Here is a 21,959-nt window from a genome sequence, read left to right on the forward strand (position 1 = left end):
GAACGCCCGGGCCAGGCGACCGTGACGCCGGGGCTCGACATCGCCCTCCTGCTGGGCGCGGCCGTGCTGCTGGTGGCGGTCGGCGCCGTCCGGCTCTCCACCCGGCTCGGTGTGCCCAGCCTCCTGGTCTACCTGGCTCTCGGCGTCGCGATCGGCGAGGGCGGGCTGGGCATCCGCTTCGACGACGCCGAGCTGACCCGCGCGCTCGGGTTCTGCGCGCTGATCGTCATCATCGCCGAGGGCGGGCTGACCGCCCGGTGGAGTCTGCTGCGCCCCGTGCTCGGGCTCTCCGCGGCGCTGTCCACCGTCGGCGTGGTGGTCAGCATCGTGGTGGTCGGGATCGCCGTCCACCTGCTGCTGGGCCTGGACTGGCGGCTGGCGCTGCTGTACGGGGCGGTGCTCTCCTCCACCGACGCGGCAGCGGTCTTCGCCACGCTCCGGCGGCTGCGCCTCCCGCCCCGGCTGGTGGCCACCCTGGAGGCCGAGTCGGGCATGAACGACGCCCCGGTGGTGCTCCTCGTCGTGCTGCTCTCCCACCCCGGCGGTGCGCACCCGTGGTGGTACGAGGTCGGCCTGGTCGCCTACGAGCTGGGGCTCGGCGCCGCGGTGGGGGTGGCCGCCGGGGTCGGCGGGCGGTGGGCGCTGCGGCGGGCGGCGCTGCCGTCGGCGGGGCTCTACCCGATCGCCGCGGTCGGCATCACCGTGTTGGCGTACGCGGCCGGCGCGGTGCTGCACGCCTCCGGGTTCCTCGCCGTCTACGTCGCCGGGGTGCTGCTCGGCAACGCCCGCTTGCCGCACCGGCAGGCGATCCTCGGCTTCGCCGACGGTCTGGCCTGGCTCGCGCAGATCGGTCTGTTCGTGCTGCTGGGGCTGCTGGTGTCGCCGGGCCGGTTGGGCGCGGCGGTGCTCCCGGCGGTGGTCGCCGGTCTGGCCCTGTTGCTGGCCGCCCGGCCGCTGTCGGTGGCGGTCTCCGCACTGCCGTTCCGGCTCGGGCTGCGGGAGCAGGCGTTCCTGTCCTGGGCCGGTCTCCGGGGCGCGGTGCCGATCGTGTTGGCCACGATTCCGCTCTCCGAGCGGGTGCCGGGCGCGGAGCGGCTCTTCGACGTGGTCTTCGTCCTCGTCGTGATCTTCACCGTGCTCCAGGCGGGCACGCTGGCGCCGGTCGCCCGCCGGCTCCGGGTCACCGCGCCGGCGGAGGTGAGCGAGATCCAGGTGGAGATCGCGCCGCTGGAGCGGATGCGGGCGGACCTGCTCCAGGTCGAGGTGCCGCCCGGCTCGCGGCTCGCCGGGGTGCACGTCGACGAGCTGCGGTTGCCGCTGGGCGCCTCGGTGACGCTGGTGCTGCGCGACGGGGTGGGTTTCGTGCCGGGCATGGACACCCGGTTGAAGACCGGCGACAGCCTCCTGATCGTGGCCACCGGCGGGGTACGGGACGAGACCGAGCGGCGGCTGCGGGCGGTCAGCCGGCGCGGTCGGCTGGCCCGGTGGTTTGGCGAGTACGGCGATGATCGCGATGCCTGATCTGCTAGCGTTCCTTTTGTCCCAGTTAGGTGGGACTCTGGGCTGAATAGCGGTGCGTCGGTGCGGCACGTTGTCGGACGCCTGTACGTTCCGTATTCTTGCCAACCTCCGGAGTGCGCGGCCGATGTCGCCGCGCGCCCCTTTTCGTACGGGGACGCCCTGCCGGCGTCCCCTGTCCAGGCACCGCGGCCCGCCGCGGTTCCCCGGCCGAGGGAGCGACGATGGCGAAGCCAGCCGAGACCAGGACCGCCGGCCGCAAGCCGGTGGCCAAGGCCACCCGCAGCGCGGCCGAGACCGAGAAGATCCGGGCGGCACTGGCGGCGCGGCGGGACGAGCTCCGCGCCGAGTACGATCAGACGCTGAGCGAGATCACCGAGCTTCAGCGCGACCGGCTGACCGACTCGGCCGGGGACGACCAGGCCGACACCGGCACCAAGACGTTCGAGCGGGAGCAGGAGATCTCTCTCGCCAACAGCATCCTGGAACGGATCACGCAGGTCGAGCGGGCACTGGAACGGCTCGACGAGGGTGGCTACGGCTGGTGCGAGCGGTGCGGCAACCCCATTCCGGTGGAGCGGCTCGCCGCCTTCCCGTCGGCCACCCTCTGCGTGACCTGCAAGCAGCTGGAGGAGCGGCGCTGAGGTCCGCTCCCCGGCGGCGATCAAGACGGTGAGCGATCACCGCCGAGTCGATGGGGAGCAGATGAGCGCAGCACCGACCGCCGGATCCGGCCGCGCCGAACAGGGCGACCGCAGACCCCGGCCCCGTGCCGTCGCGATCCTCGCCGGCACCGCGGTGGTCGCCCTCGTCGCCGACGCGGTCACCAAGCACCTCGCGCTGGAGGCTCTCACCGACCGCGAGCCCCTCCGGCTCCTCGGCGGCGCGATCTACCTCAACCTCGTTCGCAACAGCGGCGCGGCCTGGAGCATCGGCTCCGACTACACCTGGGTCTTTCCGCTGATCACCATCGCCGTGGTCGGCTGGATCCTGTGGATGGCGCTGCGCCTGCGGTCCCTGCCCTGGGCCGTCTCCCTCGGCCTGGTGCTCGGCGGGGCGCTGGGCAACCTGATGGACCGGATATTCCGGGCGCCCGCCCCGTTCCACGGCCACGTGGTCGACATGATCAGTGTCTTCGGGCCGTACGGCGAGTACTTCCCGGTGTTCAACCTCGCCGACAGCTCACTGGTCTGCGGCGTGATCCTCGCCCTGCTGCTGGAGCTGACCGGCCGGCAGCGCGACGGCGGGCGGGTCGGCCGTGACGGCCGCCCGGTGCCGGACCCGGCGGACGAGTCCACCGCCGAGCAGCGGGAGCGCGCGTGACCTCCGCGTTCGCCACCGGTCGTGACCGGCGTTCCCTGCCCGTGCCCGACGGCCTCGACGGGATGCGGCTCGACCAGGCCGTCTCCCGGCTCTTCGGGCTGTCCCGCACCGCCGCCGCGGCCCTCGTCGACGCCGGGGACGCCCTCGTCGACGGCACCGTCCGCGCCAACTCGCACAAGGTCCGGGCCGGCTCCTGGCTGGACGTCACCCTGCCCGCACCGGTCGCGCCGCCGACCGTGGTGCCGCAGGCCGTCCCCGGCCTGCGGGTCGTTCACGCCGATGACGACATCGTGGTGGTGGACAAGCCGGTGGGCGTCGCCGCCCACCCCAGCCCCGGCTGGACCGGCCCGACCGTGATCGGCGCGCTCGCCGCCATCGGCCACCGCATCTCGACCAGCGGCGCCGCCGAGCGGCAGGGCGTGGTGCACCGCCTCGACGTCGGCACCACCGGGATCATGGTGGTGGCCAAGAGCGAACAGGCGTACACCGCGCTCAAGCGGGCGTTCAAGTACCGCGAGGTGGAGAAGCGCTACCACGCCGTGGTGCAGGGTCACCTCGACCCGCTCAGCGGCACGATCGACGCCCCGATCGACCGGCACCCCACCCACGACTACCGCTGGGCGGTGGTCTCCGGCGGCAAGCCCAGCATCACCCACTACGACACCCTGGAGGCCTTCCCGGCCGCCAGCCTCGTCGACGTACGGCTGGAGACCGGCCGCACCCACCAGATCCGGGTGCACTTCTCCACCCTGCGCCACCCCTGTGTGGGCGACCTCACCTACGGCGCCGATCCCACCCTGTCGGCCCGCCTCAAGCTGGACCGACAGTGGCTGCACGCCCGCGAGTTGAGCTTTTTGCACCCCCGAACGGGGGACGAGGTCCGCTTCGTCAGCGACTACCCTGACGACCTGGAACGCGCGCTCGGGATCCTCCGCGACTGAGCGGCGACCGTCCCACACCGACGACGAGGGGATCTCGCCCGTGCGCGCCGGCGACCTGCTGCGCCAGCTGGACCAGCGGCTGCTGCCGCCCCTGACCCGGGCGGTGGCGCGCCTCGCGGACGGCTCGACGCGGCCCCGGCTGCTCAGCTCCACGGCGCTGCTGTCGGTCGCCGCGGTGCTGCTCACCGCCGTCTGGGCCACCAGCCGGGACCGTTCCGTCGGGGATCCGACCGTCGGCGAGGTGACGCGGGTCGGGGTCGTCGACGGCGACTCGGTCCCCGGCTACCTGCGGGCCGCGGCCGCGGACCTGGCCGCCCTGCCCTCGGCCGAGCCGCGCGGTGGCACCTACGCGCTCGTCTCCCTGGACACCTACCTGCCGCCGCAGCGCCTCACCGCGGTGCTCGGCGACGTCTCCGTCTCGGAGGTCTTCGGGCGGGTGCCGCTGCCCGGCCGGCAGACCGAGATCGTCCGGATCCCGGCGCTGCGCGTTCCGGACGACGTGACGGCGGGCATGGCCGAGTTGGCCGCCCGCAAGGACCGGGAGGCCGCCGACTACCGCGCCCGGGCCGCCGAGTCGGTGGGCGACAGCGACCTGCGCCAGGTGTACGCCAGCAACGCGGAGGTGGCCGCCGCGGAGGCGGACGCCTACCGCTCCGGGTGCGCCTGCCTCTACGCGGCGGTGGTGCGGGCCGAGCCGACGGCGCTGCGCGTGGTGGCCGAACGCGGAGAGGTCCGCGCCGTGGACCCGGCACCCGAGGTGCGCCGGCTGGACCGCACGGTCTTCACCCCGCCGCTGCCCGAGCAGCGTGACGTCGTCCGGCCCCCGGCCGACACGGCCCTGCCGGAGCCGGCCCCGAGCCGGTCCGGTGGCACGCCGTCCGCGCCGGTGCCGGTGCGGACGACGGACGTTCCGTCGGCGCCCGCACCGGCCACGACCGTTCCCACCACCGCGCCGGAGCCGCCGAGTTCGCCGTCCGCGCCCCCGCCGTCACCGGCGGTGACCTCGGAGAACGCGCCCGCCGAGGGTTCGGCCGAGTCCACGACGTCGTGATCCGTACCGGGGATGTCAGCGGGCCGGAGTGGTCCGAATAGGGTTTCCTTCGTAGCCTGTAGGAGATCGATCGCGCTGGGGAGGGCGAGCCGTGGAGGGCAGCGAGACCGGCTGGGGTCGGCCGGCCGAACCAGCACCGCGATGGCGGGCGCTGCTCGACCGGGCGCGTCACCGCGGGTCCGAGCCGCCCGAGCCCGAGCGGCGCGTCGAGGATCCCCTGCCTCCGCCCGAGCCCCTGGCGCCGCCCGAGCCGCTGCCGCTGCCGCGGCGGGCGGCACCCAACGGCTACGCCGGGCGGGCGCAGCCGGTCCACCAGCCGGCCGAGTCGCCGTACGGGGCGGACCGCGGTTACCGGGCCGAGGCGACCTACCGGGTCGACCCGGCCTACCGGGCGGAGCCGACCTACCGCCCGGAACAGACCTACCGCCCGGAACAGGCCTACCGCCCGGAACAGACCTACCGCCCCGAACAGACCTACCGACCGGAGCCGGGCTACCGGCCCGAGCCGGCCTACCCGGCCGAGCCGGGCCCCCGGGTGCCCGAGCCGCGTCGACCCGAGCCGCCCGAGTCCCGCTACGCCCTGCTGGAGAACGGCTACCGGCCCGACCCGCCGCAGGCGGAGTCCCGCTACGCGCTGTTGGAGACCGGCTACCGGCCGGAGAGCGGCTACCCGGCGTCCGCGCCGTCGACGCCCCCGGCCCTTCCACCGTCGCCGCCACCGGCCGCCGACCGGGGCCACGCGGCGCGGGTCGAGTGGCGCCCGCAGGCGCCCGCGCCCGACCCCGAGGTGGAGCGGGCCACCGCGGTGCTGCGCCGCGATCTGGGCACCCCGCGGGTGCTCGCCTTCGCCAACCCCAAGGGCGGTGTGCACAAGACCACGGCCACCGTCCTCGCGGCGGCGACGGTGGGGAGCGTGCGGGGGCGGGGGGTGCTCGCCTGGGACGACAACGAGTTGCGCGGCACGCTCGGTCTGCGGGCCGGCAGCGCGCGCCACGCCCGGACCATCCGGCACCTGATCTCCGACCTGGCCCACATCGAGATCCTCGAGGGCGCCACCCTGACCGACCACCTCGACGACTACCTGCGGCACGCGTCCGACAACTCGTACGACGTGCTGGCCGGTGAGGAGAGCCCTCGGTTCGCGCAGCGACTCGACCAGTTCACCGTCAAGCGGGTGCTGGAGCTGCTGCGGCGCACCCACGAGGTGGTCTGCGTCGACACCGGCAACAACGTGGAGAGCGCCAACTGGCGGACGGTGATGCAGGCCGCCGACCAGCTGGTGGTCACCACCGTCCCGCGCGAGGACGCGGCGTTCAGCGCCGACTGGATGCTCGACCTGCTGCACGAGGTCGGGATGGGCGAGCTGGCCGACAACGCGGTCACGTTGATCTCCTGCCCGACGCCGGGCCGGTCCACCCTCCAGGACGACCTGGAGCGGCACTTCGCGACCCGCACCCGCGCCGTCGCGGTGGTCCCGTACGACCCGGCGCTGGAGACCGGGTCGTCGATCGAGTACCACCAGCTCCAGCCGGAGACCCGCCAGGCCTGGCTGCGGGCGGCCGCGGTCATGTTGGAACCGTTCGCCCGGTGAGGGGGTGTGGCGCCACCGCCGCCCCCGCCCGTCCGGACGCCTGAGAGGATCATCCGGTGAGCCCGGACACCCCCGACCACGACCGGTCCGCCGCCGAGCCCGGCGAGCGCGACCGCACCACCCCGACCAGCCTCGGTGCCGCCCCGGCCGATCCGCCGTCCGACGCGGTGGCCGGCGCGTCCGGTGGTGCCGGGTCGACGGGGTCCGTCCCGGCGTACGGCGGGCCGACGGCGTACGTCTCGGGGTCGCCCAACGGTGGCCTCGCCGACCCGCGGTTCGCCCCGCCCTCGGCCGGCGTGGACCCGGCGGCCACGGATGCCGCCCCCGCGCCCGGGGCGCGGCGGCGCACGGTCCTGGCCGCGCTCGGCGCGGGGCTGGCACTGACCGTCCTCGGCGCGCCGCTCGGCCTGCTCTGGGCGGCCGTCGCCCCGGACACCCCGGTGATCAAGGCTCCCGACGGGGCCCTCTACGGGCAGCCCCAGCCGGAGCAGCCGATCGCGGCGGACGGCTGGTTCAGCCTGCTCGGCCTCGGCTTCGGCGTGCTCGCCGCGGTCGCTCTGTGGATCGTGCTGCGTCGCCGGCGAGGACCGGTCGGGCTGGTCACCGCCGTGCTCGGCGCCCTCGCCGCCGGCGTTGTGGCCTGGCAGGTGGGGCGACGCGTCGGGCTGGGCACCTTCGAACGGCTGCTCGCGACGGCACCCGACGGGCAGCCACTCGGCAAGCCGGCCGACCTGCGGGCCGGCGAGCTGAGCGGGGTCCTCGACGTGCTGCCGGTGCCGCAGCTGCTGCTGCCCGCGTTCGGCGCCGCCATCATGTACACCCTGCTCGCCGGCTGGTCCCGGTGGCCGTCGCTGCGCCCGGAGCCCGAGCCCGACCCGGCCGGGCTCAGTTGGGCGTCGGGGGCGACGCCAGCTCCGTCAGCGGCACCGGAACCGCCCGCACCTGGCGCAGCAGAGCCGCCTCGCGGTTGAGCAGGCGCAGCTCGGCGCGGAGCCGGGCGGCGGTGTCGTCGATCGCGAGCAGCCGCTGCCGGTCGTCGACCGTCAACGCCGCCGTCGCGGCGACCAGGTGCGACAGCACCGTCGGGTCCTCGGGCAGCTGCTCGGACAGCTCCTGCGGATCGGCGCGGATCAGCCCGAGGTACTGCCGGAACACGGAGATCACCCGCGCGGCCAGCAGGTCGGCGACCTCGTCCGCCCCACCCGGCTCGGGCAGCCACTCCACCTCGGCGGTCAGGTAGGGCGCGGACCGCTCGTCCACGTCGGCGATGCGGAACCGGCGCCGACCCACGGTCACGATGTCGAAGCCGCCGTCGTCGAGCTCGGTCACCTGGCGCAGCTCGGCCGTGCAGCCCACGTCGTGCAACGTGACGTCGCCGCCGGGCGCCGTCGGTCGTCCACCGGGGCCGGCGGCCGCCACCTCCCAGCCCGTCTGGATCGCGACGACGCCGAACTCGCGCGGGGCGCCCTCGGGCAGCCCGACCAGGTGCCGGACCAGGGCCCGGTAACGCTCCTCGAATATGTGCAGCGGCAACACCAACCCGGGGAAGAGCACCGTTCCGAGCGGAAACACCGGCAGCCGCGCAGTCACGCCGTCGAGCCTAGCCGGATCCGCGTCCCGTGGCGTGGCCCGGCTCACCGTCTCCGACGGGCGCGGGGCCGCCGCCGACCGGCTTCCGGCGGCTGTCCCGCCGTGGCGGCGCCCCGGCCCGGCCGGCACGTGGTCCGGCTCACCGTCCCGGCGTACGGGCGGTCCCGGCCTGCTCGGGACCGGCCGCCTAGACTCGCAAGAGTGTTGAATCGGATCGACTTGCGCGGCGGCGTCCGTGACCCCCGCCGCCTGCTGCCCCGTGCCCAGCTCGACGTGTCCGTGGCCGTCGAGCGGATCCGGCCCGTGGTGGAGTCGGTCCGCGACCATGGCTACCCGGCGATCCGGGAGGCGAGCGAGCGCTTCGACGGGATCTCGCCGGACGTGCTGCGGGTGCCCGCCGAGGTCCTCGCCGAGGCGGAGGGCACGCTCGACCCGGAGGTCCGGGCGGCCCTGCTGGAGTCGATCAGCCGGGCCCGTCGGGTGCACGCGGACCAGCGGCGCTCCGACCACACCACCCAGGTGGTGCCCGGCGGCACGGTCACCGAGCGCTGGGTGCCGGTCGACCGGGTCGGGCTCTACGTCCCCGGTGGCCTCGCCATGTACCCGTCGACCGTGGTGATGAACGTGGTCCCGGCGCAGGAGGCCGGCGTCCGCTCGCTGGTCGTGGTGAGCCCGCCGCAGAAGGACAACGGCGGCCTGCCCGACCCGCGGGTGCTCGCCGCGTGCGCGCTGCTCGGGGTGGACGAGGTCTACGCCGTCGGCGGCGCCCAGGCGGTGGCGATGCTCGCCTACGGGTCGGCCGTCGACGCGGCCGGCGAGGCGCACTGCGACCCGGTCGACATGATCACCGGCCCGGGCAACATCTGGGTGACCGCCGCCAAGCGGCTGCTGCGGGGCGTCGTCGGCATCGACGCCGAGGCCGGCCCGACCGAGATCGCCATCCTGGCCGACGACACGGCCGACCCGGCACACGTCGCGGCCGACCTGATCAGCCAGGCCGAGCACGACCCGCTCGCCGCCAGTGTCCTGGTCACCCCGTCACCGGCGCTGGTCGAGGCGGTGGAGCGGGAGCTGTCCCGGCAGGTGCCGGCCACCAAGCACGCCGAGCGGGTCACCACCGCCCTGACCGGTGAGCAGAGCGGCGTGGTGCTGGTCGACGACCTCGCCGACGGGCTGCGGGTGGTCGACGCGTACGCGGCCGAGCACCTGGAGATCCAGACCCGCGACGCCCGTGAGTGGGCGCTGCGGGTGCGCAACGCGGGTGCCGTCTTCGTGGGCGCCTGGTCGCCGGTCTCCCTCGGCGACTACTGCGCCGGCTCCAACCACGTGCTGCCCACCGGCGGCTGCGCGCGGCACTCCTCCGGGCTGTCCGTGCAGTCCTTCCTGCGCGGCATCCACCTGGTGGAGTACACGCGGGAGGCGCTGGGTGAGGTGGCTCCGCACGTGGTGACGCTGGCCAACGTGGAGGATCTGCCGGCGCACGGCCAGGCGGTGCGGGCGCGGTTCCCGGGGGCGGGCTCGTGACCACCCTCGACGACCTGCCGCTGCGCGACGACCTGCGCGGGCTGTCGCCGTACGGGGCGCCGCAGCTGGACGTTCCGGTGCGGCTGAACACCAACGAGAACTCCTACCCGGTGCCGGAGCCGGTGGCCGACGCGATCGGCAAGGCGCTCGCCGCCGAGCTGCGCGACCTCAACCGCTACCCGGACCGGGACGCGGTCGCCCTCCGCGCCGACCTGGCGGCCTACCTCGGTCACGGGCTCAGCGTGGAGCAGGTGTGGGCCGCGAACGGCTCCAACGAGATCCAGCAGCAGCTGCTCCAGGCGTTCGGCGGGCCGGGCCGTACCGCGCTCGGCTTCACGCCCGCGTACTCGATGCACCCGCTGCTGGCGCTCGGCACCGGCACCCGCTGGGTGCCCGCCCGGCGCGGGGTCGACTTCGGGCTCACCGCCGACGAGGCGGTGGCCCAGGTCCGCGAGCACCGGCCGGACGTGGTCTTCCTCTGCTCGCCGAACAACCCGACCGGCACGGCGCTGGACCCGGCCGTGGTCGCCGCCGTGCTGGACGTGGCGCCGGGCATGGTGGTGGTCGACGAGGCGTACGCCGAGTTCGCCCGGCCCGGCACGGTCAGCGCCCTCGCGGTGCTGCCCGGTCACCCCCGGCTGGTGGTGACCCGCACGATGAGCAAGGCGTTCGGCTTCGCCGGCGGGCGACTGGGCTACCTGGCCGCCGACGCGGCGGTGGTGCGGGCCGTGCAGCTGGTCCGGCTGCCCTACCACCTGTCGGCGCTCACCCAGGCCGCCGCCCGGGCCGCGCTGGCCCACCGCGATGCCCTGCTCGGCACCGTCGAGGCCATCAAGGAGCAGCGCGACCGGATCGTCGGGGAGCTGCGGGGGCGCGGCCTGCGGGTCGCCGACAGCGACGCCAACTTCGTGCTGTTCGAGGTGGGCGGCGACCAGGCCGCCGCCTGGCGTGCCCTGCTGGACCGGGGTGTGCTGGTGCGCGACGTCGGCCTGCCCGGCTGGCTGCGCGTCACCGCCGGCACCCCCGCCGAGACCGACGCGTTCCTGGCCGCGATGGAGCAGCGGTGACAGCAAGGCGAGCAGTTCGCGTACGAGCCCCGCAGTCGTGATGGAGAGGCAGGCAATGAGTCGTACCGCCCGGGTGGAGCGGGTCACCAAGGAGACCAAGGTCCTCGTCGAGCTGGGTCTCGACGGCACCGGCGCCGCCGAGATCAGCACCGGCGTCGGCTTCTTCGACCACATGCTCCACCAGATCGCCCGGCACGGCGGCTTCGACCTGACCGTCCGCACCGTCGGCGACCTGGAGATCGACGCGCACCACACGATGGAGGACACGGCGCTCGCGCTGGGCGCCGCGCTCGACCAGGCGCTCGGCGACAAGGCCGGCATCCGGCGGTACGGCTCGGCCACCGTCCCCATGGACGAGGTGCTGGTCCGGGCCGCCGTGGACCTCTCCGGCCGGCCGTACGTGCTGCACGACGAGCCGCCGCTGGCCCCGTACATCGGGCCGGTCTACCCGACGAGCATGACCCGGCACATCTTCGAGTCCCTCGGTCAGGCGGCCCGGATCACGCTGCACGTGGACGTGCTGCGGGCGGCCCGGCCGGGCGGCCACCCGGACGCGCACCACGTGGTCGAGGCGCAGTTCAAGGCGGTCGCCCGGGCGCTGCGGGAGGCCACCGCGATCGACCCCCGGGCGGCGGGCGTGGTGCCCAGCACGAAGGGGGCGCTGTGACGGTCACCGGGCACGCCGCGCGGGTCGCGGCCACGACGGGAAGGGCACCGCGATGAGCTCCGCTCTGCCGATCCTGCTGCTGGTGCTGGCCGGGGTGCTGGTGGGCGGCGTCTGGTCGCTGTACCGGCAGGGCGCGCCGAAGGGCGCTCTGCTGCTCACCGCGCTGCTCGCCGTGCTCGCCACGCTCGGCGGGGTGCTCTGGCTGCTGCCGGGGGAGGGCCAGTGAGCCAGGTGGTCGTGCTCGACTACGGGTCGGGCAACCTGCGGTCGGCCGAGCGCGCGCTGGCCGCCGCGGGCGCCGACGTGCGGGTCACCGACGACCTGGCCGCGGCGGCCGCCGCCGACGGCCTGGTGGTGCCGGGTGTCGGCGCGTTCGCGGCGTGCATGGCCGGGATCGAGGCGCTCGGCGCGGGCCCGATGATCGCCGACCGGGTGGCCGCCGGCCGTCCGGTGCTCGGCATCTGCGTCGGCATGCAGGTGCTGTTCGAGCACGGCGACGAGCACGGCGTGGTCACCAAGGGGCTCGGCCTGCTGCCCGGCGGCGTCACGAAGCTCGCCGCGACCCGGCTGCCGCACATGGGCTGGAACACGGTGCGCGCGCCGCGCTCCTCGGTGTTGTTCGCCGGCCTGCCCGCCGAGAGCCGGTTCTACTTCGTCCACTCGTACGGTGTGGGTGACCCGGCCGCGCTGGCGGCGGCCGGCGCCACGGTGACCACCGCCCACCACGAGTCCGACTTCGTGGCCGCGGTCGAGCGGGGGCCGCTGTCCGCCGCCCAGTTCCACCCGGAGAAGTCCGCCGACACCGGCGCCGTGCTGCTGCGCAACTGGCTGGCCACGCTGTGACCGCCGGTGGCGGGCGGGTCCGCCGCCGCGGCCGGCCGTCCAGCGGCGTGGGCGGGGGGAGCGCGTGAGCAAGGAGCGGGCCCGGCGCCGGGCGGCCCGCGAGGCCGAGTTGGCGCGGGAGCGTGCGGTGCGTCGGCGGCGGGTGGTCCGTCGCGAGCGTCGGCGGGCCCTGGTCCGGCGACTCACGCCCCGGACGCGTCGGCGTAGCGCCGGCCGACTGGCCCGGCACAGCCGCGGCGAGCGGGCCGCCATCGTGCTGCTGACCCTGGCGGCGCTGTTCCTGATCTGGTCGCTCGTGGACGACCTCGCGCTGCGCGTGGCGCTGGCCGTGCTCCTGCTGCTCGTACTGCCGGCGATCGTCGTGATCGCCCTGGACCGTCGTACCTGACCGAGGAGAAGACCTTGAGCCTCACCCTGTTGCCCGCCGTGGACGTCGCCGACGGCCAGGCCGTCCGGCTCGTGCAGGGCGCCGCCGGCAGCGAGACCAGCTACGGCGACCCGCTGGAGGCGGCGCTGGCCTGGCAGCGCGACGGCGCGGAATGGATCCACCTGGTCGACCTGGACGCCGCGTTCGGGCGGGGCACCAACGCCCACCTGCTCGCCGAGGTGGTCCGCCAGCTCGACGTGAAGGTCGAGCTGTCCGGCGGCATCCGGGACGACGAGTCGCTGCTCGCGGCGCTGGGCACCGGGGCGGCCCGGGTCAACATCGGCACCGCCGCCCTGGAGGATCCGGCCTGGTGCGACCGGGTGGTCGGCGAGTACGGCGACCGCGTGGCGATCGGCCTGGACGTCCGCGGCCGTACGCTGGCCGCCCGGGGCTGGACCCGCGAGGGCGGTGACCTGTACGAGGTGCTGGAGCGGCTGGACAAGGCCGGCGCCAGCCGTTACGTCGTCACCGACATCACCAAGGACGGCACGATGCGCGGGCCGAACCTGGACCTGCTGCGGGAGGTCTGCGCCCGCACGGAGGCGCCGGTGATCGCGTCCGGTGGCGTGTCCACGCTGGACGACCTGCGGGCGCTGGCGACCCTGGAACCGATCGGCGTGGAGGGTGTGATCGCCGGGAAGGCGCTCTACGCGGGGGCCTTCACCGTGCGGCAGGCGCTCGACACGCTGGCCGCCGCATGACCGTCACCCGACTGGGGTCGGGCGGCCCGTGGGAGGCCACCTACGGCTACTCCCGGGTGGTCCGGGCCGGTGACCTGGCCTGGACGGCCGGCTGCACGTCCACGGTGGACGGGACGGTGACCCATGTCGGGGACGCGGCCGCGCAGACCGCCCAGGCGCTGAAGATCGCGCTGGACGCGCTCGCCGAGGTGGGCGCCGAGCCGCGCGACGTGGTCCGCAGCCGGATGTACGTCACCGACCGGGCGCAGGCCGACGAGGTGGGCCGGGCGCACAACGCGGTCTTCGGGGCGGTCCGCCCGGCCGCCACCCTGGTGGTGGTGGCGGGTCTGCTCGACCCGGAGCACCTGGTCGAGGTGGAGCTGGAGGCGTACCTCGGCGCTCGCTGAGCGCTGGTGGCCGGACGGGCCGTCCCGACCCGCCGGACGGTCCTCGACCCGCTGTACGGTCGCTGCCAGACTGACCCGGTGAACGGGACGGCCATCGGTCGGGACGCGGTGGTGGACAGCGTCCGGCGGTCCCTGGAGGACGGCCGGCCGGTGCTCGTGGAGGGCCCGGCCGGGATCGGCAAGACGGTCGTGCTCCGGTCGCTGCTGGACGCCGCCGCCCGGGACGGCTGGTTGACCCTGCGCTGCGCCCCGACGGAGAGCGAGCAGGTGTTGCCGTTCGCGGCGCTCGCCGACCTGCTCGCCCCGCTCGCCGACCGGGTGTCGGAGCTGTCGGCACCGCAGCGCGCCGCGCTGGCCGGTGTGCTGCTCAGCGGCGAGGTGACCGAGCCCGTCGACGAACGGGCGGTCGGGGTGGCGACCCGCGCGCTGCTCGACGCGGCGGCCGCCGACCCGGCCCGCCCACGGGTCCTGGTGGCGGTGGACGACGCGCCGTGGCTCGACCCGCCCAGCGAACGCGCGCTGCGGTTCGCCCTGCGCCGGGTGGTGCCGCGCGTCGCCGTGCTGGTGACCGTACGCGCCGACCGGCCGGCCGACCTGCCGGCGCCACTCGGGTTGGAGCAGGAGGCCCTGGGCGCGCGGCTCGACCGGGTGGTGCTCGGCCCGCTCGGCGTCGGCGCGCTGCACCACGTGCTGCGGGTGCGCACCGGCACGGCGCTGCCCCGGCCCCTGCTGGTCCGGATCGCCCAGGAGTCCGGGGGGAACCCGCTGCTCGCGGTGGAGCTGGCCCGCGCGGTGCTGCGGCTGCCGCAGTTGCCCGGTCCGGGCACCGACCTGCCGGCCGCGCCGTCGCTGCGGCAGTTGGTCGCCGACCGGCTGGACACCCTGCCGACGGCCACCCGGCACGCGATCCGCCTGGCGGCGCTCTCCGGCGTGCCCATGCTGAGCGGGTTGGCGCGGGCGGGGGTGTCGCCCGCCGACCTGGACGCGGCGGAGGAGGCCGGCCTGGTGGCGGTCACCGGTGACGTCGTCGGCTTCGCCCATCCGGTCTACGCCGCCGCCGTCCGCGCCGAGGTGCCGCCGGGCGTGCGCCACCGGCTGCACCGGTTGCTCGCCGACACCGCCGCCGACCCGGACGAGCGGGCCCGTCAGCTGGCCCGCTGTGCCACGGCCCCCGATCTCGCGGCTGCGGTGGAAATCGCGGAGGCGGCCGCCCGGCAGCGGTCCCGGGGCGCGCCGGAGACGGCCGCCGGCCTGTACGACAGCGCGGCCCGGCTCACCCCGCCGGACGCCGCCGCCGAGCACGCCCGCTGGCGGCTCGCCGCCGCGCAGTGTCGTTTCGACAGCGGCGACTACCCGGCCGCGAAGGCGGCCGCCGAGCGGGCCGCCGACGAGCTGACCGGGCCGGCGCGCGCGGAGGCGCTGTTGCTGCGGGCGATCGTCGCGTGGAGCTCCGACGAGCCGGCCGAGGTGGCGGTGGCCGCCGCCGAGCGGGCCCTGGCGGTCGCCCCGGAGGGGTCGACGCTGGCCGGTCGCGTCCACGCCCACCTCGGCGTGTTCCGGGACGCGCCGGATCCGGCGCGGTGGCACGCGGAGCGGGCGGCCGACCTGCTGGCGGAGAGCCCGGACGACCGACCGGTGCACGCCGCCGCGCTGTTGCTGCTGTTGTTCAACGAGGTGCGGGCCGGGTTGCCGGCCCGGACCGAGCTGCTGGACCGAGCGCTGGCCACCGAGGGGGAGGAGCCGTCGTGGCTGGCCGGCATCGTCCCGGCGATCTGGTGGAAGGCGCTCGACGAGCACGACCGGGCCCGGGAGCGACTGCACCGGATGCTGGACCGGGCGTTCGCGCGGGGCGACGAGCCGTCGCAGCACGAGCTGCTGTGCCACCTCGGGGAGACGGAGCTGTTCGCCGGGCGGTGGGCGGACGCGGCGGCGCACCTCGTGACGGCCCGCGAGCTGGGTGAGCAGTACGGCGCCGACTCGGCCGGTGTGGTGTGGCTCGACGGGCTGCTGCTGGCTCACCGGGGGCGACTGGCGGAGGCGACGCGGGTCGCCGAGGAGGGCCTGCGCCGGGCCGCCGAGTTGGACGACGCGTGGCGGCGGCGGATCCACGAGCAGCTGGCCGGGTATGCGGCGCTGACCGGCGGGCGGCCGGCGGACGCCGCCCGGCACTACGGGGCGTTGGCCGGGATCGCCGACCAGCTCGGTCTGGTCGAGCCGCTGGCGCAGCGTTTCGAGCCGGACTGGCTGGAGGCGTGCGTCGGCGCGGGTGACCTGGCCACCGCGGAGGCGGTGCTGGACCGGCTGGCGGTGCGGCACCGGCGGCTGCCCCGGCCGTGGACGACGCTGGGTCTGGCGCGCAGCCGGGTGCTGCTCGCGGGTGCGCTGGGCCGGGACCCGACCGACGAGCTGGCCGAGCTGGCCGCGGCGCGGGCGGCCGTACCGCCCGACGTGCTGCCGCTGGACCGGGCCCGCTGTCTGCTGGTGGCCGGGCTCGCGCACCGCCGGGCCCGGCGACGGCGGGAGGCGCGGGAGGCGCTGGCGGGCGCCGCCGTCGAGTTCGACGCGCTCGGCGCGCAGGCGCTGGCGGCCCGGGCGCGCGCCGAGGCGGAGCGCACCGGTGGCCGCCCGGCAGCGCCACGCCAGTTGACCGGTACGGAGCTGGAGGTGGCCCGGCTCGCGGCCGCCGGCCGGACCAACCGGGTCATCGCCGACACCCTGTTCATCAGCCCGAAGACGGTGGAGGCGAACCTCGCCCGCGTGTACCGCAAGCTCGGGGTGACCAGCCGCGCCGAACTGGGGGCGGTGATGGCGCGCGGCGGGGGCGCCGGCGTTTAAGTTGTGCACAATTCAATTGCCCGCTACGGTTGCCGGGTGATCGATGACCTGGTGCTGCGCCGGCAGGTGTGCTTCGCGCTCTACGCGGCGTCGCGCGCCCTGACCGACGTCTACCGGCCCGTCCTCGACCCCGTCGGGCTCACCTACCCCCAGTACCTGGTGCTGCTCGTGCTCTGGGAACGCGACGGCGACGCCCCGAGCGTCTCGGCGCTCGGCGCCGAGCTGCGGCTCGACTCCGGCACGCTCTCCCCGCTGCTCAAGCGGCTGGAGGGGGCGGGGCTGGTGGTCCGCCGCCGCGCCACGGACGACGAGCGGCGCGTCGAGGTGGAGCTGACCGAGGCCGGCCGGGCGCTGCGACAGCGGGTGGCGGACGTGCCGGCGCGCGTCGCCCGGGCCACCGGGCTCGGCGTGGACGAGCTGGTCGCCCTCCGGGACACCCTCACCCGGGTCACCGAGACCATCCACCGACAGAAGGAGCAGTGATCCCCGTGCAGGTCCTCTACACCGCGTCCGCCCAGGCCACCGGCGACGGCCGGGACGGCCACGTCAGCACCTCAGACGGCACCCTCGACCTCGACCTCGCGGTGCCGAAGGAGATGGGTGGGGCGGGCGGCGCCGCCAACCCGGAGCAGCTCTTCGCCGCTGGCTACGCGGCCTGCTTCCATTCGGCGCTGCGGGTGGTCGGCCGCCGGGCCAAGGCCGACGTCACCGGCTCCGTCGTCGAGGCGCAGGTCGGCATCGGCCCGAACGGCACGGGCGGCTTCGGGCTGACCGTCACGCTCGTGGTCGACCTGCCCGCCGTCGAGCGCGCCGCCGCCGAGGAGCTGGTGGCCGCCGCGCACCAGGTCTGCCCCTACTCCAACGCGACCCGCGGCAACATCGACGTCGCGCTCACCGTCCGGGAGGCGGCGTGAGCGCGATCAACCGGGAGATCCACCTGGCGTCCCGTCCGACCGGCTGGCCGACCGCCGACAACTTCCGGCTGGTCGAGACCGAGGTGCCCAAGCCCGGGCCGGGCCAGCTGCTGGTCCGCAACCGGTACCTGTCGGTCGACCCGTACATGCGGGGGCGGATGAACGACGTCAAGTCGTACGTGCCGCCGTTCGCGCTCGACGCACCCCTCGACGGCGGCGCGCTCGGCGAGGTGGTGGTCAGCGAGGCCGACGGGTTCGCCCCCGGCGATGTCGTGCTGCACCGTCTCGGCTGGCGCGAGTACGCGCTCGTCGACGCCCGCTCCGCCCGGGTCGTCGACCCGGACCTGGCGCCGGTGACCGCCTACCTGGGTGTGCTCGGCATGACCGGGCTGACCGCGTACGCCGGGCTGCTCGACGTGGCCGCCATGCGGCCCGGGGAGACGGTCTTCGTCTCCGCCGCGGCCGGCGCGGTGGGCAGCCTGGTCGGCCAGATCGCCACGCTGAAGGGTGCTGCCCGAGTGGTCGGCAGCGCCGGCTCGGCGGAGAAGGTCGCGCGGCTGCGGTCGCTCGGCTTCGACGCCGCGTTCGACTACCACGACGGCCCGGTCCGCGACGGGCTGAGGGCCGCCGCGCCCGAGGGGATCGACGTCTACTTCGACAACGTCGGCGGCGACCACCTGGAGGCCGCGATCTCGGCGCTGCGCCCGCACGGCCGGGTGGCGATCTGCGGCATGATCTCCCAGTACAACAGCGCCGAGCCGCCGGCCGCGCCGCGCAACCTGGCGATGGTCATCGGCAAGCGGCTCACCCTGCGCGGCTTCCTGGTGGGCGACCACGAGCCGCTGCGCGAGCAGTTCGTCCGCGAGATGTCCGGCTGGCTCCGCGAGGGCCGCCTGTCGTACGACGAGACGGTCGTGGACGGCATCGAGAACGCCCCGGCGGCGTTCCTCGGCCTGCTCCGGGGCGAGAACCTCGGCAAGATGCTGGTCCGGCTGTGACGTCGGCGGCGGGATAGGCTCGACCCATGACGGTGGCGGTACGGGTCATCCCCTGTCTGGACGTGGACGCCGGACGGGTCGTGAAGGGTGTCAACTTCCTCGACCTGCGCGACGCCGGTGACCCGGTCGAGCTGGCGGCGGCGTACGACCGGGCCGGGGCCGACGAGCTGACCTTCCTCGACGTCACCGCGTCGAGCAGTGACCGCGGCACCATGCTCGACGTGGTGCGCCGCACCGCCGAGTCGGTCTTCATCCCGCTGACCGTCGGCGGCGGGGTCCGCCAGGTCGCCGACGTCGACACCCTGCTGCGGGCCGGGGCGGACAAGGTCGGGGTCAACACCGCCGCGATCGCCCGGCCCGAGCTGATCGCCGAGATCGCCGACCGGTTCGGGCGCCAGGTGCTCGTCCTCTCGCTGGACGTGCGCCGGGCGCCCGCCGGCACCACCCCGAGCGGCTTCGAGGTGACCACCCACGGCGGTCGCCGGGGGACGGGGCTGGACGCGATCGAGTGGGCCCGGCGCGGCGCCGAGCTGGGCGCCGGGGAGCTGCTGCTCAACTCGATGGACGCGGACGGCACGAAGGCCGGCTTCGACCTGGAGCTGATCGCCGCGGTCCGCCGGGTGGTGGACGTGCCGGTGGTCGCCAGCGGCGGCGCCGGCGAGGTGGCGCACTTCCCGCCGGCCGTCAGCGCCGGCGCGGACGCGGTGCTCGCCGCCAGCGTCTTCCACTTCGGCGAGCTGACCGTCGCGGAGGTCAAGGACGCCCTGCGGCACCGGGGCCACCCCGTCCGCTGACCGTCCGCGCCGGGTCGGTCCGTCCTTCCCGGGGGCGGCGGTCACTCGTGCCCGGCGTGCCCCTCCGGTGAGCGGCGCGGGCGGGGCAGTGACCGGACGACGTACTCCTGCACGGCCGCCGCGTGGTCGGCCTCGTCGAGCGTCCAGTCGGCGCTGCCCGGCACGTGCCGGCGGCTCAGCACGCCCTGCACGGTGTCCACGGTGGTCGCCAGCCCGGCGCTGGGCCGGCTGCGCCAGAGCCGCTCACCCTCGGCCGTGATCCGGAACCAGCCGTCGGTGACGCTGACCAGCCCGGCGCCGAGGAGCCGGCGGACGGCCGCCTCCACCTCGTGTCGCTCCGGTATGGACCGGTTGAGGTGGTCGGCGGTGGAGAGCACGTCCGCGAGGCGTACGCCCTCGGGTCGGCGGCTGGACGCGGCCCGGCGGTGCCGGCCGGCGCCGCTCGCGATGACCAACGACACGAAGATCCAGGCGTCGCTTCGACGCCATCCGCTCTCCTCCATGCAGTGATGATGCCGTCGTGGGTCGCGGAAGGGAACACCCGTCCACGGTGAGCAACGGCATCACCACGACGGCGGATCGGGGCGCACCGGGCGGGTCGGTCAGCTTGCCGGCTGCGGCGCGACCGGGCCCGGGGTGGCGACGTCCGGGTCCGCGACGGTGAAGATCGGAATGAAGAGCTGGGCCAGCGGGCCGATGCTCAGGGCGTACGCCACGGTGCCGACGCCGACGGTGCCGCCGAGCAGCCAGCCGAGCGCGAGGACGGTGACCTCGATCACGGTCCGCACCAGCCGGATCGACCGACCGGGCCGGCGGGCGACGTAGCCGGTCATCAGGCCGTCGCGCGGGCCGGGGCCGAGCCGGGCGCCGAGGTAGAGGCCGGTGGCCGCGCCGTTGGCGACGATGCCGACGACCAGTGCGCCGATCCGGACCCAGAGCGGACCGCCGGCCGGCAGCAGCGCCAGCGTCGCGTCGACGACGAGCCCGATCACCACCACGTTGCTGACCGTGCCGAGCCCGGGACGCTGGCGCAGCGGGATCCACAGCAGCAGCACGAGCGCGCCGACGGCGATGGTCACCGTGCCGAAGGAGAGCCCGGTGATCCTCGACAGTCCCTGGTGGAACACGTCCCACGGGTCGAGGCCCAGCCCCGAGCGGATCATCAGGGCCATGCTGACGCCGTAGAGGGCCAGCCCGACGTAGAGCTGGGTCAGCCGCCGCGCCGGCCGGTGCCGGAGATTGCCAATCGCTGCCATGCATGCCACCCTAGGTGCCAATTCGCCGAGCAGAAGAGCCAATCTCGGAGGAGTGGCCATGACGAGTCAGGTGCGCGGGGTCCAATTGGCCCGGCTGCTCGGCCAGTGGCATGCCCTCCCGGGCCGCCGCCGCAGCCCCGACTACGCCGCGCTCGCCGGCGCCGTCCGCGGCCTGCTCGCCGACGGGCGGCTGCCGCTGGGCGTACGACTGCCCGCCGAACGCGAACTGGCGGAGGCGCTGCGGATCAGCCGCACCACGGTCACCGCCGCGTACCGGCAACTGCGGGAGACCGGCCACCTCGCCAGCCGCCGGGGCGCGGGCAGCTGGACGATGCTCCCCGGCAACCACCGGGTGGCCAGCTCCGGGCTGTGGACCCCGCTCGACGACCTGGACATGATCGACCTCGGCTGCGCCGCGCTCTCCGCGCCGCCGCAGCTCGTGCCGGCCGCCCGGGCCGCCGCCGAGGACCTGCCCCGCTACCTGTGCGGCGCCGGCTACCACCCGACCGGGATCGTCGAGCTGCGGGAGGCGGTCGCCGACTCGTACACCGCCCGGGGCCTGCCGACCTCACCCGACCAGATCATGGTCACCAGCGGCACCCAGCACGCCCTCGACCTCGTGCTGCGGCTGGCCCTGGCGCCCGGCGGCAGCGTGCTGGTCGAGTCCCCCACCTACCCGAACGCGCTCGCCGCGCTGGCCGCCCGCCGCGCCCGGATCACCACCCACGGGCTCGCCGCCGACGGCGCCGGCTGGGACGGCGACCTGCTGCTCGGCAGCCTCCGGCAGTCCCGGCCGAAGCTGGCCTACCTGATCCCGGAGTTCCACAACCCCACCGGACACCTGATGCCCGCCGACCTGCGCGAGCGGGTCGTCGCCGCCGCCCACGCCGCCGGGACGGACCTCGTGGTCGACGAGTCCTTCGTGGACCTGCCGCTGGACGGCACCCCGCTGCCCCCACCCGTCGCGACCTTCGACCGGCACTCCCGGGTGATCTCCATCGGCGGGATGAGCAAGCCCTACTGGGGTGGTTTGCGGATCGGCTGGGTGCGCGCGTCCGCCCCGCAGGTCCAGCGCCTGGCGGCGGCCAGGGTGGGGGTGGACATGGCCAGCCCCGTGCTGGACCAGCTGGTCGCCGTGCACCTGCTGGCCGACGCGCCGGCGATCGTGTCGGCCCGGCGGGCGCAGCTCACCGCGCAGCGGGACGCCCTGCTGGGGGCGCTCGCGCAGCGGCTGCCGGACTGGCGGGTGACCGTGCCGCGCGGCGGGGTGACGCTCTGGGCGGAGCTGGACGGGCCGATCTCCAGCGCGCTCGCCCGCGCCGCCGAGGAGGTCGGCGTCCGGTTGGCGCCCGGGCCCCGGTTCGGGCTGGACGGCACCCTCGAACGGTTCCTGCGGCTGCCGTTCACGCTGCCGGCGAGCGATCTCGTCGAGGCCGTCGACCGGATCGCCGGCGTCCGCTACGACCTGGACCGGGCCGCCCGTCCACAGTGGCGGGAACCCGTCGTCATCGCCTGAGACGCGACGGTGGCCCG

24 protein-coding genes are annotated in these 21,959 nt (G+C 75.5%); 21 read left to right on the top strand and 3 right to left on the bottom strand.

The genetic code is table 11. The features are described 5' to 3' along the window. Positions 1-21: 21 nt before the first annotated feature. The 7 genes from GA0070620_RS30485 (at position 22) to GA0070620_RS30515 (ending at position 7,395) form a co-directional block, all read left to right on the top strand. Positions 22-1,521, top strand: coding sequence for a potassium/proton antiporter (locus tag GA0070620_RS30485; RefSeq protein ID WP_091596741.1), 1,500 nt, complete (start codon positions 22-24; stop codon positions 1,519-1,521). 221 nt (positions 1,522-1,742) lie between these two features. After that, a complete protein-coding gene (locus GA0070620_RS30490; RefSeq protein ID WP_088992775.1) occupies positions 1,743-2,162 on the top strand; it encodes a TraR/DksA family transcriptional regulator in 420 nt (139 codons plus the stop codon). A 61-nt stretch (positions 2,163-2,223) separates the two neighbouring features. Further along, on the top strand, positions 2,224-2,841 hold the full coding sequence (gene lspA, locus GA0070620_RS30495; protein ID WP_091596744.1) for a signal peptidase II: 618 nt from the start codon (positions 2,224-2,226) through the stop codon (positions 2,839-2,841). After that, the gene (locus GA0070620_RS30500) at positions 2,838-3,782 is read left to right on the top strand and encodes an RluA family pseudouridine synthase (protein ID WP_091596748.1); all 945 of its coding nucleotides are present in this window, start codon (positions 2,838-2,840) and stop codon (positions 3,780-3,782) included. Before lspA ends, GA0070620_RS30500 begins: the two co-directional genes overlap by 4 nt. 40 nt (positions 3,783-3,822) lie before the next feature. Next, the gene (locus tag GA0070620_RS30505) at positions 3,823-4,833 is read left to right on the top strand and encodes a hypothetical protein (protein ID WP_197677487.1); all 1,011 of its coding nucleotides are present in this window, start codon (positions 3,823-3,825) and stop codon (positions 4,831-4,833) included. Positions 4,834-4,924: 91 nt separating this feature from the next. Further along, a complete protein-coding gene (locus tag GA0070620_RS30510; protein ID WP_091596751.1) occupies positions 4,925-6,424 on the top strand; it encodes a MinD/ParA family ATP-binding protein in 1,500 nt (499 codons plus the stop codon). Between the two features lie 56 nt (positions 6,425-6,480). After that, complete coding sequence (locus GA0070620_RS30515; protein ID WP_331713216.1) at positions 6,481-7,395, top strand: DUF2567 domain-containing protein; 915 nt, start codon at positions 6,481-6,483, stop codon at positions 7,393-7,395. On the opposite strand, the gene GA0070620_RS30520 is transcribed toward GA0070620_RS30515, so the two are convergent. Further along, entirely contained in the window at positions 7,310-8,014 is a 705-nt protein-coding gene (locus GA0070620_RS30520; protein ID WP_091596754.1) for an LON peptidase substrate-binding domain-containing protein, read from the bottom strand. The two genes, GA0070620_RS30515 and GA0070620_RS30520, sit on opposite strands and share 86 nt — an antisense overlap. A 201-nt stretch (positions 8,015-8,215) precedes the next feature. Between GA0070620_RS30520 and hisD the strand changes: the two genes are divergently transcribed. The 13 genes from hisD to hisF all read left to right on the top strand — a co-directional run bounded on the left by hisD (position 8,216) and on the right by hisF (position 19,170). Beyond that, complete coding sequence (hisD, locus tag GA0070620_RS30525) at positions 8,216-9,538, top strand: histidinol dehydrogenase (protein WP_091596757.1); 1,323 nt, start codon at positions 8,216-8,218, stop codon at positions 9,536-9,538. Next, entirely contained in the window at positions 9,535-10,605 is a 1,071-nt protein-coding gene (locus tag GA0070620_RS30530; RefSeq protein ID WP_091596760.1) for a histidinol-phosphate transaminase, read from the top strand. Before hisD ends, GA0070620_RS30530 begins: the two co-directional genes overlap by 4 nt. A gap of 55 nt (positions 10,606-10,660) precedes the next feature. Further along, positions 10,661-11,272 (top strand): imidazoleglycerol-phosphate dehydratase HisB, encoded by a 612-nt coding sequence (gene hisB, locus GA0070620_RS30535; protein ID WP_091596762.1) that lies wholly within the window; start codon positions 10,661-10,663, stop codon positions 11,270-11,272. Between the two features lie 52 nt (positions 11,273-11,324). Next, positions 11,325-11,498, top strand: coding sequence for a hypothetical protein (locus GA0070620_RS33080; protein WP_172836534.1), 174 nt, complete (start codon positions 11,325-11,327; stop codon positions 11,496-11,498). After that, entirely contained in the window at positions 11,495-12,115 is a 621-nt protein-coding gene (gene hisH, locus GA0070620_RS30540; protein WP_091596765.1) for an imidazole glycerol phosphate synthase subunit HisH, read from the top strand. Before GA0070620_RS33080 ends, hisH begins: the two co-directional genes overlap by 4 nt. A 64-nt stretch (positions 12,116-12,179) precedes the next feature. Then, the gene (locus GA0070620_RS30545) at positions 12,180-12,503 is read left to right on the top strand and encodes a hypothetical protein (RefSeq protein ID WP_091596768.1); all 324 of its coding nucleotides are present in this window, start codon (positions 12,180-12,182) and stop codon (positions 12,501-12,503) included. 14 nt (positions 12,504-12,517) lie between these two features. Further along, positions 12,518-13,243: a bifunctional 1-(5-phosphoribosyl)-5-((5-phosphoribosylamino)methylideneamino)imidazole-4-carboxamide isomerase/phosphoribosylanthranilate isomerase PriA gene (gene priA / locus GA0070620_RS30550; RefSeq protein WP_091596771.1), complete on the top strand. Its 726-nt coding sequence runs from the start codon at positions 12,518-12,520 to the stop codon at positions 13,241-13,243. Then, on the top strand, positions 13,240-13,629 hold the full coding sequence (locus GA0070620_RS30555; RefSeq protein ID WP_091596774.1) for a RidA family protein: 390 nt from the start codon (positions 13,240-13,242) through the stop codon (positions 13,627-13,629). The genes priA and GA0070620_RS30555 overlap by 4 nt, the downstream gene beginning before the upstream one ends. A 78-nt stretch (positions 13,630-13,707) precedes the next feature. Continuing rightward, positions 13,708-16,464 (top strand): helix-turn-helix transcriptional regulator, encoded by a 2,757-nt coding sequence (locus GA0070620_RS30560; RefSeq protein WP_091599641.1) that lies wholly within the window; start codon positions 13,708-13,710, stop codon positions 16,462-16,464. Positions 16,465-16,500: 36 nt separating this feature from the next. Continuing rightward, complete coding sequence (locus GA0070620_RS30565) at positions 16,501-16,947, top strand: MarR family winged helix-turn-helix transcriptional regulator (RefSeq protein WP_091596777.1); 447 nt, start codon at positions 16,501-16,503, stop codon at positions 16,945-16,947. Between the two features lie 5 nt (positions 16,948-16,952). Beyond that, on the top strand, positions 16,953-17,378 hold the full coding sequence (locus tag GA0070620_RS30570; RefSeq protein ID WP_091599644.1) for an organic hydroperoxide resistance protein: 426 nt from the start codon (positions 16,953-16,955) through the stop codon (positions 17,376-17,378). After that, a complete protein-coding gene (locus tag GA0070620_RS30575; RefSeq protein ID WP_091596781.1) occupies positions 17,375-18,376 on the top strand; it encodes an NADP-dependent oxidoreductase in 1,002 nt (333 codons plus the stop codon). Before GA0070620_RS30570 ends, GA0070620_RS30575 begins: the two co-directional genes overlap by 4 nt. A gap of 26 nt (positions 18,377-18,402) precedes the next feature. Continuing rightward, on the top strand, positions 18,403-19,170 hold the full coding sequence (gene hisF, locus GA0070620_RS30580; protein ID WP_091596784.1) for an imidazole glycerol phosphate synthase subunit HisF: 768 nt from the start codon (positions 18,403-18,405) through the stop codon (positions 19,168-19,170). A gap of 41 nt (positions 19,171-19,211) precedes the next feature. Here the strand turns inward: hisF and GA0070620_RS30585 are convergent, their stop codons facing one another. Then, a complete protein-coding gene (locus GA0070620_RS30585) occupies positions 19,212-19,673 on the bottom strand; it encodes a hypothetical protein (RefSeq protein WP_091596787.1) in 462 nt (153 codons plus the stop codon). 99 nt (positions 19,674-19,772) lie between these two features. Then, positions 19,773-20,426, bottom strand: a complete 654-nt coding sequence (gene yczE / locus GA0070620_RS30590; RefSeq protein ID WP_091596789.1) for a membrane protein YczE — start codon at positions 20,424-20,426, stop codon at positions 19,773-19,775. Between the two features lie 58 nt (positions 20,427-20,484). On the opposite strand from yczE, the gene yczR reads away from it, so the two are divergent. After that, on the top strand, positions 20,485-21,942 hold the full coding sequence (gene yczR, locus GA0070620_RS30595) for a MocR-like transcription factor YczR (RefSeq protein WP_091596792.1): 1,458 nt from the start codon (positions 20,485-20,487) through the stop codon (positions 21,940-21,942). The last annotated feature ends 17 nt before the right edge of the window (positions 21,943-21,959 follow it).

Origin of the sequence: Micromonospora krabiensis (assembly GCF_900091425.1) — a bacterium.
In the GTDB taxonomy this organism is placed as follows: Bacteria; Actinomycetota; Actinomycetes; order Mycobacteriales; family Micromonosporaceae; genus Micromonospora; species Micromonospora krabiensis.

Coding starts and splice junctions, on each gene's coding strand:
- GA0070620_RS30490 (WP_088992775.1), top strand. CDS start 1,743: ATGGCGAAGCCAGCCGAGACCAGGACCGCCGGCCGCAAGCCGGTGGCC.
- lspA (WP_091596744.1), top strand. CDS start 2,224: ATGAGCGCAGCACCGACCGCCGGATCCGGCCGCGCCGAACAGGGCGAC.
- hisB (WP_091596762.1), top strand. CDS start 10,661: ATGAGTCGTACCGCCCGGGTGGAGCGGGTCACCAAGGAGACCAAGGTC.
- GA0070620_RS33080 (WP_172836534.1), top strand. CDS start 11,325: ATGAGCTCCGCTCTGCCGATCCTGCTGCTGGTGCTGGCCGGGGTGCTG.
- GA0070620_RS30555 (WP_091596774.1), top strand. CDS start 13,240: ATGACCGTCACCCGACTGGGGTCGGGCGGCCCGTGGGAGGCCACCTAC.
- hisF (WP_091596784.1), top strand. CDS start 18,403: ATGACGGTGGCGGTACGGGTCATCCCCTGTCTGGACGTGGACGCCGGA.
- GA0070620_RS30585 (WP_091596787.1), bottom strand. CDS start 19,673: ATGGAGGAGAGCGGATGGCGTCGAAGCGACGCCTGGATCTTCGTGTCG.
- yczE (WP_091596789.1), bottom strand. CDS start 20,426: ATGGCAGCGATTGGCAATCTCCGGCACCGGCCGGCGCGGCGGCTGACC.
- yczR (WP_091596792.1), top strand. CDS start 20,485: ATGACGAGTCAGGTGCGCGGGGTCCAATTGGCCCGGCTGCTCGGCCAG.